Annotated in this window: 8 protein-coding genes and 2 tRNA genes; 9 read left to right on the top strand and 1 reads right to left on the bottom strand. The window is 31.6% G+C overall.

All coding sequences use genetic code 11. From position 1 onward, the window contains the following. Window positions 1–57 precede the first annotated feature (57 nt). From J1D01_RS15240 to J1D01_RS15200, 9 genes are all read left to right on the top strand, one after another. Complete coding sequence (locus J1D01_RS15240; RefSeq protein WP_421151448.1) at window positions 58–1,968, top strand: ABC-F family ATP-binding cassette domain-containing protein; 1,911 nt, start codon at window positions 58–60, stop codon at window positions 1,966–1,968. A gap of 78 nt (window positions 1,969–2,046) precedes the next feature. Next, a complete protein-coding gene (locus J1D01_RS15235; RefSeq protein ID WP_372937447.1) occupies window positions 2,047–3,177 on the top strand; it encodes an efflux RND transporter periplasmic adaptor subunit in 1,131 nt (376 codons plus the stop codon). Further along, window positions 3,174–6,371, top strand: a complete 3,198-nt coding sequence (locus J1D01_RS15230) for an efflux RND transporter permease subunit (RefSeq protein WP_421151447.1) — start codon at window positions 3,174–3,176, stop codon at window positions 6,369–6,371. Before J1D01_RS15235 ends, J1D01_RS15230 begins: the two co-directional genes overlap by 4 nt. Continuing rightward, window positions 6,361–7,677 (top strand): TolC family protein, encoded by a 1,317-nt coding sequence (locus J1D01_RS15225; protein WP_421151446.1) that lies wholly within the window; start codon window positions 6,361–6,363, stop codon window positions 7,675–7,677. Before J1D01_RS15230 ends, J1D01_RS15225 begins: the two co-directional genes overlap by 11 nt. A 144-nt stretch (window positions 7,678–7,821) precedes the next feature. After that, a complete protein-coding gene (locus tag J1D01_RS15220; RefSeq protein ID WP_421151445.1) occupies window positions 7,822–8,643 on the top strand; it encodes a Two component regulator three Y domain protein in 822 nt (273 codons plus the stop codon). A gap of 165 nt (window positions 8,644–8,808) precedes the next feature. Then, window positions 8,809–8,881 (top strand) — tRNA-Met (locus J1D01_RS15215). Between the two features lie 274 nt (window positions 8,882–9,155). Then, window positions 9,156–9,237: transfer RNA gene (locus J1D01_RS15210), tRNA-Leu, on the top strand. 455 nt (window positions 9,238–9,692) lie between these two features. Further along, window positions 9,693–10,127, top strand: coding sequence for a hypothetical protein (locus J1D01_RS15205; RefSeq protein ID WP_421151444.1), 435 nt, complete (start codon window positions 9,693–9,695; stop codon window positions 10,125–10,127). Beyond that, on the top strand, window positions 10,087–10,239 hold the full coding sequence (locus J1D01_RS15200) for a hypothetical protein (RefSeq protein ID WP_421151443.1): 153 nt from the start codon (window positions 10,087–10,089) through the stop codon (window positions 10,237–10,239). The genes J1D01_RS15205 and J1D01_RS15200 overlap by 41 nt, the downstream gene beginning before the upstream one ends. Window positions 10,240–10,545: 306 nt before the next feature. Here J1D01_RS15200 and J1D01_RS15195 read toward each other — a convergent pair whose 3' ends face one another. Next, window positions 10,546–14,463 carry an ATP-binding protein gene (locus J1D01_RS15195; protein WP_421151442.1) on the bottom strand — a complete coding sequence of 1,306 codons (3,918 nt, stop codon included), beginning with the start codon at window positions 14,461–14,463 and terminating at the stop codon, window positions 10,546–10,548. Window positions 14,464–14,537 lie beyond the last annotated feature (74 nt).

Here is a 14,537-nt window from a genome sequence, read left to right as displayed (position 1 = left end):
TGAGAAAACAAAAGTAATTGTATTTGTTTAAAAATTTGTAACTAAAGTCACATTTCTATGCTTAACATTCATAATTTATCAATTTCATTTCAAGGAGAATTTCTTTTTGAAGACATTACGTTTGAGCTGGGAAACGGTGATAGAGTGGGGCTTATTGGTAAAAACGGAGCTGGTAAGTCTACCATGTTAAAAATTTTATCAAAAGAATTAGAACCAGATTCTGGGCAAATAGCAGCAGATAAAGCATTAAAAATAGGCTTTTTAAAACAGGATATAGATTTTGTTCTTGGTAGAACCGTATTAGAAGAAGCTTATGAAGCTTTTACAGAGATTAAGACGTTAGAGGCCAAAATGGAAGCTATAAATACCCAATTAGCAGAACGTACAGATTATGAAAGTGATGGCTACCATCAGTTAATGGTAGATATTAATGAGTTACAGCATCAATACGAAATTTTAGGCGGTTACAATTATCAAGGTGATACTGAAAAGATTTTACAAGGGCTAGGGTTTCAAAGAGAGGAATTTAATAAGTTAACCGATACGTTTTCTGGTGGGTGGCGTATGCGTATTGAATTGGCTAAATTATTACTTCAAAATAATGATATACTGCTTTTAGATGAGCCTACAAACCACTTAGATATAGAGTCCATTATTTGGTTAGAAAGTTTTTTAAAAAATTACTCAGGAGCTGTAGTTATAGTATCTCATGATAAAATGTTTTTAGATAACGTAACAAACAGAACTATTGAGATTTCTTTAGGGCGAATTTACGACTATCCTAAACCTTATTCTAAATATCTAGTACTGCGTGAAGAGTTAAGAACACAACAATTAGCATCACAAAAAAATCAACAAAAACAAATAGAACATACAGAAAAACTTATTGAAAAGTTTCGGGCTAAAGCATCAAAAGCAACTATGGCGCAATCGCTTATAAAAAAGCTAGATAAAATTGAACGCATAGAGGTTGATGAAGATGATAACAGTGTAATGACACTTAACTTTCCTGTTTCTGTTACACCCGGAAAAGTAGTTGTTGAAGCTGAATCTGTTTCTAAAAATTATGGAGAAAAAGAGGTGCTTAAAAACATCAATTTACTAATTGAACGCGATAGTAAAACAGCCTTTGTTGGTCAAAACGGACAAGGTAAATCTACTTTAGCTAAAATTATTGTTGGAGATATTAAGTATGATGGCGTATTAAAATTGGGTCACAATGTGCAACTGGGTTATTTTGCCCAAAACCAAGCAGAGTATTTAGACGGCAACAAAACCGTATTAGATACTATGATTGATGCCGCTAATGAAACTAACCGAAGTAAAGTTAGAGACATTTTAGGCTCTTTTTTATTTAGGGGAGAAGAGGTAGAAAAGTATGTTAGAGTACTTTCTGGTGGCGAACGTAATCGTTTAGCCTTGGCTAAATTAATGTTGCAGCCATTTAACGTATTGATAATGGATGAGCCAACTAATCACTTAGATATTAAATCTAAAAATGTACTCAAAGAAGCTCTAAAACGATACGAAGGTACCCTAATTTTGGTATCTCATGATCGTGATTTTTTACAAGGTTTAACAAATAAAGTTTATGAGTTTAAAGACCATAAGATAAAGGAATATCTAGGAGATATTGATTACTATTTAGAACAACGAAAAGTTGAAAATCTACGGGAAGTTGAAAAAAGAACCGTAGTAAAAGAAGCACCTAAAAAGAAAAAGCAACAATCTTATGAAGAGCAGAAGAAATTAAAGTCTTTAAACAACAAGCTAAGTAATGTTGAAGCAAAAATAAATCAGTTAGAAAAAGATATTAAAGCTATAGATTTAGAACTTGAAATAAACTATGAAGAGGTAACTGCAAAACCTAATTTTTTCGATAATTATCAACAAAAGAAAGCCAATTTAGAAGATCTTATGCAAAAGTGGGAAACACTTCAAGAAGAAATAGATGTGTTAAGTAACTAGTTTTTTAAGTTTTTTTTAAGACTTTTAAATTAAACTATGAGGTAGTTTTGCTGTCATACACGCTTAAACTACTAATCAATGCGAAAAACTATACTAGCTGTAATAGGAGTTGTTTTAATTGTAGCTTCTATTTTAGGAGCAAAAAAAATAATAGACAGTAAAAACAAACCAAAACCTGTAAGAGAAAAAATTGTTAAAACAGTTATTACAGATACTGTTTATAATACCAATGTTAAAATTGTTGTTCCTGCAAATGGTGTTTTGGTAGCCAAACAACGGGTTGAAATTTATGCCGAAGTACAAGGCATTTTTAAAACAGGTAAAAAACTTTTTAAACCAGGACAAAAATATCATAAAGGCGAAGTTTTAATTCCTATAGATGCGTCAGAGTATTACGCTAGTGTTCAATCGGCAAAAAGTGAATTGTACAATAGCATTGCAGCCATAATGCCAGATTTACGTTTAGATTTTCCTGATGTTTTTCAAAAATGGCAGGACTATTTAAGTGGTTTTGATTTAAGTAAAACTACACCTAAACTTCCTGAAATGTCTTCTGATAAAGAAAATTACTTCATTACAGGAAGAGGTATTGTAACCAGTTATTACAATGTAAAAAATTTAGAACAGCGTTTATCAAAATATAATATTACTGCACCATTTTCTGGAATTTTAACCGAAGCTTTAGTTACAGAAGGATCATTAATTAGAAGTGGGCAAAAACTAGGTGAGTTTATAAATCCATCGGTTTATGAAATGGAAGTAGCGTTAAGTAAAACTTACGGTACGCTTTTAAAAGTTGGTGAAGATGTAGTGTTAAATAATTTAGATAACACCGAAACTTATAAAGGTAAAGTGTCTAGAATAAACGGAAGTATTGATGCCACAACCCAAACCATAACAGCTTTTATTGAAGTAAAAGATGATGCGCTTAAAGAAGGCATGTACCTAGAGGCTCAATTAGATGCAAAAGAAGAAGCAGATGCTTATGAAATGGATAGAAATTTATTACTAGAAGGCAATCGAGTTTTTGTAGTAAAAGACAATGTCTTAGAGGTAATAGATGTAACTCCAGTATATTTTTCTGAATATAAAGTAGTTATAAAAGGTATTCCAGATAAAACGGTGGTTCTTAAAAAACCGGTACCTGGAGCTTATGTTGGTATGCGTGTAAAACCGGCTAATAACTCAACAGATACAGTTCAAGAATGAGAAAGGTAATTGAATATTTTATAAGGTATCATGTAGCAGTAAACATATTTATTATTGCATTTTTTGTATTCGGAATAATAGGAGCATTAGCCTTAAAATCATCATTTTTTCCGCTATCAGATTCTAAAATAATAAACATTGCTATTACCTACCCCGGAGCCTCACCTTTAGAAATAGAAGAGGGTATTGTGCTTCAAATAGAAGATAATTTAAAAGGCTTAAAAGGAATAGATCGTGTTACATCAGTTTCAAAAGAAAACAGCGGAACCATTACTGTTGAAATTGAAAAAGGTGAAAACATTGATTTTATGCTGCTAGAAGTAAAAAATGCTGTAGATAGAGTACCTTCATTTCCAACAGGAATGGAACCTTTAGTAGTTTCAAAACAAGAAGCGGTAAGAGAAACTATTTCATTCGCTATAAGTGGTACAGACATTCCTCTTGCAACATTAAAGCAGCTAGCAAGACAGGTTGAAACAGATTTAAGGGCTATTGACGGTATTTCTCAAATTGAAATATCTGGTTTTCCTGATGAAGAAATAGAAATAGCAGTAAATGAAACGCAGTTACTTGCCTATAACCTAACGTTTACCGAAGTAGCAAATGCTGTAAGTAATGCCAATATTTTAGTTACCGGAGGAAATGTAAAAACAGAAGCCGAAGAATTTTTAATAAGAGCTAATAATAAGCAATATTATGGTAGAGAATTATCAAATATTGTTGTAAAAGCTTCTTCTGATGGTAAAATAGTGCGTTTAAAAGATGTAGCTATTATAAGAGATCGTTTTTCAGAAACACCTAATGCCACCTATTTTAATCAGGATTTAGCAGTAAATATTTCAATAACCAGTACCAATAACGAAGATTTAATTTCATCTGCAGCTAAAGTTAATGAGTATATTGAAGAATACAATCAAAAGTATGACAACGTAAAAATTGATGTGGTAAGTGATAGGTCTATACCATTAAAGCAACGTACCATGTTATTGCTAAGCAATGCCTTACAGGGTGTTTTGTTAGTGTTGTTGTTTTTATCATTATTTCTAAACACAAGATTAGCTTTGTGGGTAGCCTTTGGGTTGCCTATATCGTTTTTAGGGATGTTTATTTTTGCGGCTCAGTTTGATGTTACCATTAATGTATTATCGCTTTTTGGAATGATTATTGTCATTGGTATTTTAGTTGATGATGGTATAGTAATTGCAGAAAACATTTACCAACATTACGAAAAAGGTAAAAAACCCATTCAAGCTGCTATTGATGGTACAATGGAAGTGATTCCTCCCGTAGTTTCGGCAATAATTACTACACTTTTAGCATTTTCACTTTTCTTCTTTTTAGATAGTAGAATAGGAGAGAATTTTGCCGAAGTTTCGGTAGTTGTTATACTAACTTTGGTAGTATCATTAATAGAAGCATTAATTATTTTGCCTGCACATTTAGCACACTCAAAAGCATTAAAACCTCCAGTTAAAACAGAAAACCCTTCAAAAATAAAGCAGTTTTTTTCTGTAATGCGGAGTATTAATAAGTTAGGAGATAGAATCATGACTTATTTGCGGGTACGTTTATATACTCCAGTTTTAAATTTTGTGCTTCAATTTAAACTATTTTCACTTGGTATATTTTTAACTCTATTAATTTTAACGCTGGGGGCTCTTGGTGGAAGCGTTATTGGTGTTACACTGTTCCCAAGAATAGCTAGTGATGCTGTAACGGTAGAATTGGTTATGCCTACTGGAACCAATGAGAAAATAACCGATTCTATTATTTCAATGATTGAAGAAAAATCATTTATTGTAAATGAAGAATTAACCGAAAAATATTTAAAAGGAACAGGAAAGCAACTTTTTGAAAACACTATAGTAAATTTAACAAGTAGCTCTAGTGCCACCTTAAGAATCAATTTGTTACCTGGAGAAGAACGTCCAGACGAAATAAAATCGTTTTTAGTAACCAATAGGTTAGAAGAGTTGGTAGGACCTGTTATTGGAACAGAACGTTTAATTTATGGATCTGGTGGTAATTTTGGAGGAAACCCAGTTTCGGTGTCGTTGTTAAGTAATAATATTGAAGAGTTAAAAGCTTCAAAAGAAGCACTTAAAGCATATTTAAAGTCTAATCCGCTTTTAAAAGATATTGGCGATAACGATCCTGCAGGTATAAAAGAAATTCGTTTAGAACTTAAAGAAAGCGCTTATTTGTTAGGTTTAGATTTACAAACTGTCATGGCCCAGGTGCGCTCTGGTTTTTTTGGTAATCAAGCACAGCGTTTTCAACGAGGACAAGACGAAATAAAGGTTTGGGTACGTTATGATAGAGACAACCGAAGTTCTATTAATAATCTAGATCAAATGCGTATTGTTACACCAACTGGAGAGCGTGTAACACTAAAAGATATTGCTAATTATACTATTGCTCGTGGCGAGGTAGCAATAAATCATCTTGAAGGTATGAGAGAAATACAGGTGTATGCAGATTTAAAAGATCCAGGGACTAGTGCTACCGATATTATTGATGATATTAAAACAAACTTTATTCCAGAGCTACAGTCTAAATACCCAACCATAAACGCCTCTTATGAAGGGCAAAATAGAGAAGCTAGTAAGTTAGTAAGTTCTTTAAAAATAGCTGGTCCTATAATTTTATTACTAATTTATATAACTATAGCTTTTACATTCAGAAGTTATTCACAACCATTGCTACTGTTATTATTAATACCATTTAGTTTAACGGCGGTGGCTTGGGGGCACTGGATTTTAGGTTTTCAAGTAAATGTTTTATCGCTTTTAGGAATCATTGCCTTAATAGGAATTATGGTAAACGATGGTTTGGTACTTATAGGTAAATTTAATAATAACCTAAGGGAAGGTATGAAATTTAACGAAGCCTTATCAGAAGCTGGAAAATCACGTTTTAGAGCAATTTTCTTAACTTCATTAACAACCATGGCAGGATTAGCTCCTTTGCTTTTAGAAAAAAGCAGGCAAGCACAATTTTTAAAACCCATGGCAATTTCAATATCATTTGGTATTGGGTATGCCACCATTTTAACTTTATTAGTTTTACCGCTATTTTTATCATTTAGTAATAGCATTAAACAAAACGTAAAATGGTTGGCAACAGGTAAGAAAGTAACCAAAGAAGAAGTAGAACGAGCCATTATAGAGCAAAAAGAAGAACATGAAAATTAAAATTAGTCTATTAAGTTTACTGTTTATTTCTACCTCCTTAGTTGCACAAGAAATAATAACACCAGAGAAAGCCGTAAGTTTAGCTCTAGAACATAACTATGGTATTAAAGTAGCAAAAAGTAACGTTGAAATTGCTAAAAACAATGCCAGTATTTTAAATTCTGGTTATTTACCTACAGTAACAGGAAATGCAGGAGCCTCAATTACTAAACAGGATTCTGAAGGCGAATTAGCTAGTGGAGAAACAAGAATAGCTAACGGAGCAGAAACACGTAGTTACAACGCTTCAATAAATTTAAATTACACTTTATTTGATGGTTTTGGAAGAGCATACAATTATAAACAATTAAAAGAAACAAAAGATTTAACCGAATTACAAGCCCGTGAAACCATAGAAAATACCATTTTGCAACTTTTTTCGGTTTACTATAGTGTAGCAGAACAAGAAGAAAATACTCAAGCTATACAGCAAACTTTAGAAATTTCTAAGGAACGTTTAATTAGAGCTCAATATCAATTTAATTATGGACAATCTACAAAATTAGAAGTATTAAATGCAGAGGTTGATATTAATAACGATAGCATTAACGTCATGAATGCTAAACAAGCACTTATTAATTTTAAAAGAGATTTAAATCTTGTATTAGGCAATAGTTTAACAACCAATTTTAGTATAGATACTAAGATAACATTTAAAGAGTTACTAAATAAAGAAGCACTTTTAGAAAAAGCAAAACAGTACAACAATAGTTTATTGCAATTAAATAAAAATATTGAAATAAATAAATTAGTGGTTAAGTCAGGAAAATCGGCATATCTACCAAGTATAGGTTTAACAGGTAGTTACGGATGGAACGAATCTACAAATAATAGTCCATTAGCATTTACATTACAAAATACCAGTTCTGGTGTTTCAGGAGGGTTAAATTTAACTTGGAATTTATTTGATGGAGGTAGCACAATAACTAATGTTAAGAATGCAAAAATAAATCTAGAAATTCAAAACACTCAAAAAGAAGAATTACTAATTACTTTAGAGCGTGATTTTAATAACGCTTGGGATGATTATCAAAATAAACTTAATATTTACCGTTTACAAGAAACCAATATAGAAACCTCTCAAAATAATTTTGATAGAACTCAAGAAAAATTTAAGCTGGGGCAAGCTACTTCTATTGAGTTTAGACAAGCACAAATAAACCTTTTAAATGCCGAATTAACTAAAAATCAGGCTAAATATTCGGCTAAATTAGCAGAATTAACACTTTTAAAAATTAGCGGAGAAATATTAAATACTAGTTTTTAATTAGTTTATATATTCTGTTTTATAGATGAAATACATCATATTTATTATAATTTGTTAAAATTTAATGTATTTTATCGATTAAAATGGTTTTTAGTCCGATTTTAAACTAAATTCGTTCTAGAATTAATCCCTAATCTGTTCAATATGAAAATTTTAAAACTAATAGCAATTTGTTTATTAACAAGTGCTTATTCATTCGCTAATATTTCTTCTACAGAGAAGGATGCCCTTATAGCCTTGTATAATTCAACAAATGGAGACCAATGGAATACCAAGTGGAATTTAAATGAAGCTATTAGTTCATGGTATGGAGTAACAGTAGAAGAAAACCATATAGTTGAAATAAACTTACCATTTAATAACCTTCAAGGAGCGTTACCTCAAGAAATAGGAAACCTTAATAGTTTAAGAAAATTAAACTTAGGTTTTAATAAAGTATCTGGTACAATTCCTACGTCATTAGGTAATTTAAAAGAGCTAGTATCTTTAGAATTATTTATGAATGCTCTAGAAGGTGAAATTCCATCAGAATTAGGAAGCCTTAAGAAGCTAGAATCATTAAAGTTATACAGTAATAAATTATCAGGAGAAATACCTAGTTCACTTATGAGCTTAACCAATCTAAAAGAACTTTTACTAGGAAGTAACTTTTTAACAGGAACCATACCAAATGATATTTATGCGTTATCAAAATTAGAAAAGTTGAGTTTAATGGATAATCAATTTGAAGGAGAAATTCCTGTAGAAATAGCTCAATTAACTAATTTAGAAGAGTTGTTATTATCATCAAATAACCTTACAGGCGATTTACCAATAGAGTTTATGAGTTTAACAAAGTTAACCACTATTATGGTAAGTGATAATAATTTAAATCAAGAATATATTAGTGTTTCTGGTAAAAACCCTCCAGGAATTAAAACAATAAATCCAACAGCTACAGCTGTTTTAGATATAGAAAAAGAATAATATTAAGTAACGTTTTATAAAAAAGTGGCTTTATTAATTTAAAGTCACTTTTTGTTTTTTTTAATTTGAATTGTCTCAATTACAGGTAACTAGTATAGAGTAATAATTTTTTCGGTATAAACGCTTGTAAAATCTAAAAAGGGTTGTATATTTGCAGTCCAATATCGCGGGATAGAGCAGTAGGTAGCTCGTCGGGCTCATAACCCGAAGGTCACTGGTTCGAGTCCAGTTCCCGCTACTAGAAAAGACAGGGCTTTCGAGAAATCGAGAGCCTTTTTTATTTATATGGGTACAGAATAGGTACAGAATATTCTTGTTTTTCTTCCTCTTAATTGCATTTGATGCAATTTGTTTTATATTTAAGTCAAAGCATTATTTTTTATTTACGATCTTTTAATATGCAAGTTATTATCCAATACTAGAGCTTGAATTAGTAAAATATTTGAGTGTTAGTTTTTAGAATTCACTAGACTTAGTATTTAACCAAATAAAAGTTCTTAAAATTTTAAAAAGCGGGTGTGGTGGAATTGGTAGACACGCCAGACTTAGGATCTGGTGCCGCGAGGTGTGGGAGTTCGAGTCTCCCCACCCGCACTTTTTTAAAAGTTAATTTACAGTAAAAAGCTTCTCATTTTTGAGGAGCTTTTTTTATTTGGGTACAACATAGGTACAACATTTTATATTTTTTGTACTCATAATAAGAAATTATAGGGTTTGACTTCATCTAATATTAAATCAATTTTTTATTTCTTTTCATAAATTTTTGATAGGACTTGTTGTAATTTAGGGTTTTATTATATGATACTCTACTACATTGCAGTGGACATAAAGTTCAAGGACTATCTTAGCAGATTTTTAAAAATTAAGAATCATGAGAAAAAAATCGAGAGTTTTCAGGTAAATATTTTAAAGTTAAAGATGTAGAGTTATGTTAGAGATAGTGTCACAGAGATAATTGAAGCGTTAGGTGTGTCCAAATCAATTTTAAGTAGATGGCCGTTCATAATGAGTGGTTTGATAAAAATCCATTTCAAAAGTTCAGGATTAAAATGGAAAGAAAAGAACGTGAATACTTGACATTGGAAGAACTTGAAAATATTCAAGATTATTACACTCCAATAGAACGATTGCGGATTGTAAAGGATTTATTTGTGTTTAGCTGTTATACTGGTATCGCTTATTGCGATGTGATGAATCTTAGCGAGGATAATCTCGTTATGGGTATTGATGGAAAGCATTGGATAAGCACAAAAAGACTTAAGACACAAAACACTTTTAAGCTACCTTTGATTGGGCCAGCCTTATCTATTATAAAAAGATATCATTACCACCCAAAGCGAAAAGAAAGGAATCTGTTTCCTAAAATGTCCAATCAAAAATTGAACAGTTATTTAAAGGAGGTGGCGGATGCTTCTGGAGTAACTAAAAAACCTTACGTTTCACATGGCCAGACATACGTTTGCTACAACTGTAACCTTAAGTAATGGAGTGCCGATAGATACTGTGTCCAAAGTATTAGGGAATAGTCATCTGTCTACGTCCCAAATTTATGCAAGGGTGTTTGATAAGAAAATAAGCGAAGATATGGGGATTTAGAATCAAGGTTAGAATCCATAAGAAACCGTTTCAAAATTATTGACCATACTAAAATAGCTACTAGTCAAACTCACATATATTTACTAGGGTAAAAAGCTTGTGAAAATATACAAAATCTAAAAAATAAGCTTTTAATAAAAAATTTATTTTTTCTAATTAAACCTATAAAATAATATTAGTATTTCGTTTACCAATTTACTCCAACAAAAAGATTGATACATATCTTAAAGAAATGGCTTGAAAATGAAAAAATAAATTGAAGAATTCCTTCACGTAAAGTAAATTTAAATTATACGATTTTATAGTTCAAGAAATAAGTTCGGAAGGGTTTTTGCCAAACTGTTTTTTAAAACACAAGGTAAAGTAATTTGGGTCTGAATATCCAACCTTGAAAGCTGCTTCACTCACATTTAACCCCTCATTCAGAATTAAATCGTAAGCTATGTTCAGCTTGTAAGTGTTTAAAAAAGCCATTGGAGTAAGTCCGGTTAAGGCTTTCGTTTTTCTGGTTAATACAGATTTACTACAGTTCAGGTTTTTACACATTAAGTCTATAGAGGTTTTTTCTGTAGACATATTTTCTTTGGCGAATTTTTGTAAACTATCAAGAAAATCTTTGTCTTTTTGAGTTAAACTGTTGTTTTCTTTTATAGCAGTACTTGCTTGTTGATATTTTTCTCTTAGTTTATTCCTGTTTTCTAATATGGAATTAACAGAGGCTAGAAGGAACTCTGGTTTAAATGGTTTTGTTAAATACTGATCGGCTCCTTGTTGCATACCCTCCACTTGATGTTCCAAAGAACTATTGGCGGTAAGTAAAATAACAGGTATGTGTGAGGTTAAAAAATTGCTTTTAATAGCTTTGCACAAGTTGTAACCATCCATTTCAGGCATTAAAACGTCACTAATAATTAAGTCTGGTGTTTTCTTTTTTGAAGCCTTTAAAGCGTCTGATCCATTAAAAAATGAGTGTATCTTAAAATGTGGATTAAGAAAATTTGAAAGAAAACCATTAAGCTCAATATTGTCTTCTACAATAAATAAAACAGGGAGTTTATATTTTGATTTTACGTTAGAATTAGTATTTGTTGGGGTGGTGGAGAAATTTTCTTTTTTCTTTTTTCGATTAGTAATTTCTTCTTTTTTATAGTTTTCCTTTTTGCATGGAATTGTTATAGTAAATGTGCTACCTTGATTGATTTTTGAGTCAATTTTTATATTCCCTTGATGAGCATCAATCAGTCTTTTTACTATACTTAAACCAAGACCTGTTCCTTGGTATGAATTGGATTTTAACGCTTGGCCTTTAAAGTAAGGGTCGAAAAGATGTTCTAGTTCTTCCTCGTTTAATCCTTTGCCACTATCTTGAACAGATATTTTGAGTTTAGAGCTACTAGTTAAGGAGCAATGTATTTTTATACTTGAGTTTTTAGGGCAATAATCTATAGCGTTTGAAGTTAGGTTCCATAAAATTCGTTTTACTTTATTGCTATCAATGTAAACAGGGGTTTCGCAGTTGTTGATTATTTTTAGTTTAATGCCCCTTTTTTCACAGGTTGTGCTAAAAGCATCGTTTAATTCATCAAGAAGGCTTTCTACGTTTACTTTTGAAATTCCAAGTCTTAATTTGTGATTTGTGTCTAGAGTTCTGAAGTCTAAAATATTACTAATTAATTGAAGGAGTCTGTCTGTGTTTTTTTTAATTAAATTTAAATTTTGCTTGTTTGCCGGGGTAGCTTCAGAATCATTTAGTAATATATCTAATGGCGCAGTAATTAAAGACAGAGGCGTTTTGATGTCATGTGAAATATTGGTGAAAAAGCTTATCTTTTCTTCATTCAAAGCCTTCATTGAGCTTAATTTATATTCAGCAAGAGCCCGCTCTTTATTGACGTGGGCTTTGTATACTATAATCCTATAAGTAAAATAAAAAGCAAGCAATAAAAGTAAAATGTACAAAGGAATTGTATATTTTGACCAGTACCATGGTGAAAGAATGTCAATATATAGTTCAGTTGGGGTTTGGTTAACGTTGTAGCTATTGTTGCTTGCAGGCAATATTTCAAATTTATATGTTCCAGGGCTTAAATTTGTGTATGAGGTTTGGGTGTTGTCCTCAATGCTTATCCAATCACTTTCTAGGCCGAGTAAACGATATTTATATTTGCTGGATTTAGGCAAACTGTAGTCGTCGTTAAAGAAGTGTATGGAAAAAGAGTTTCTCGTGAACGGTAGTTCGATTCTGGAAGTATTTTCAATAGGTTCTTGTAAAAACTTATTACTCCCCAAATTTTTTATACTTTGGTTTTGAAATTTAATATCCGAGATTATAGCCTTAGATTGATCTGGGGATATGTCATGGTATTTAGGGTCGACGAGAATGAAACCTTGTAAAGTACCGAAAACGATGTTTCCATTATGTAATTTAAGGGAGGCAAATGGTTTAAATTCTCTAGAAGGTAGACCGTCTTTACTACTGTAAGAATAGATGTTGTTATTGTTGTCTAGCTTATTAAGTCCTGAAATGCTGGAAATCCAAAGGTTGTCAAAATTGTCTTTCTCAATTCGAAGCAGGAAATTAGATGATAGTCCATCATCTGTATCAAGATGCTTTAAAATTTTACCTGTTGGGTTAACTAGGTATAATCCAGAACCTCTTGTGGCTAGCCAAAAAGAGCCATCATAGTTTCTATACAAGTCGTTTATTTGGGCAGGAGGGTTAAAAAGAGGACTAAGAATATTCTTTTGCCTATTAAACAGGCAAACGTCTCTGTCAAATACATAGGTGTATATGTTATTGTCAAATTTTCTAATGGTTTGGTTTTGGTAATTCAGAATCGTATCTGAAGAGATTAAAGGAATCTTTTCTATGGTTCCTTTAGTTATGTTTAAGATACCCAGTCCTTTAAACATAGAATTAATTAGAATTTCATTTTCAGAGTAATTAGATATGAAATTAATTGCTTGCTGATTTTTAGAGCCTTTTGAAAAAGGATAATAAGTTTTGATAGGTTTTAATGCACTGTTAAACCTTCCTAGCCCCCCATCAAAAGTACCTATCCAGATATTAGAGGTGCTAGATTTAAAAATGGAGAGGATTTTTGAACCTCCAATTTGAGATAAAGACTCGGTAAGGTTAATAGAAGTACTTTTTTTAGTGTCAGGGCTGATTTTGGTCAGGCCATAATTGGTTCCAAAGTATAAGTTTTTTTCGTTGTCCTCGAAACAAGTTGTTGAAGGTTTGTTGAGGTGCACAAATGTCGATTCGTATTTTTCAGAGAGGTTAGTAAATTGATTCTTTAATGTTGAAAAATATGAAACACCAGAATCGTTCGTGCCAACCCAAATATCATTTTCGTTGGTGGTTAAAATGCTATGTACGTTATTGCTCCCTATTTCAATTTTTTCATTTGACAAATCAAAATAATGTTTGTTTAGAGCATCGCCCTTGATAGAAAAAATACCGTTTCCATCTGTTCCTACCCAAATATTGTCTTTTACAGGAGAAATGTCCTGTATGGGGTGGGAATTATTGAGTTCAATTGTTTTTAGATTGTTACCGTCAAATTTGTACAAGCTGCCTGTAGAGGTTCCAACCCATAAATTTTTATCGATAATTTTTAAACAGTAAATTATCGATTGATTTAAGATATCGTTTGTGTGCTTAGCAGTTGTTGATGTTAGCTCGAACCTTTTAAGTCCGTTATTTTTTCCAAAACCTATAAATAGATGGTTGTTGTAGAAAGCTAGCTTTCTAAAATCATTAAGGGTGTCCGGTAATTGTATTTGAACAATTTGGTTATTACTATTTATTGAGAATAGCTGGTCTGGAGTGATGAAATAGATTTGGTTGTTATATGATGTAATGTCTCTAATATAATCGGAAGATACAAACGATAGTTTATCTGATACCCTGTTTAGAAGATATAGCCCTTCTCGCGTTCCAATCCAAAGGTTGTTTTTTGGATCTAGGAACATAGCGGTAACCTCCTTGCCCAAAATTTCAGGATAATTCTTAAAAGAGTAACCATTGAATTTGCTGATGCCATTCTGGGTACCTAACCAAATATATTTATACTGGTCGTAAATTAGATGTTTAACCTTATTTTGAGGTAATCCATCTTTATCTGTCAAAACTGTTTTTAGTTCAATATTTTGAGCAACCAATAAAGATGTAAAGCACAAAAATAGATATAGGATGGTGGTATAGGAGAAAAATCTCATTGGTAAAGTTGGTTGGGAGAATAGGTTTAGAATTTAAATATACTAAAAAAATGGTTTTTGCTTGTATATATTAG

The sequence above is a fragment of the Seonamhaeicola sp. NFXS20 genome (genome assembly GCF_049132085.1).
In the GTDB taxonomy this organism is placed as follows: domain Bacteria; phylum Bacteroidota; class Bacteroidia; order Flavobacteriales; family Flavobacteriaceae; genus Seonamhaeicola.
The sequence above is the reverse complement of the archived record's forward strand: the minus strand, read 5'-3'. Positions and strand labels throughout refer to the sequence as shown.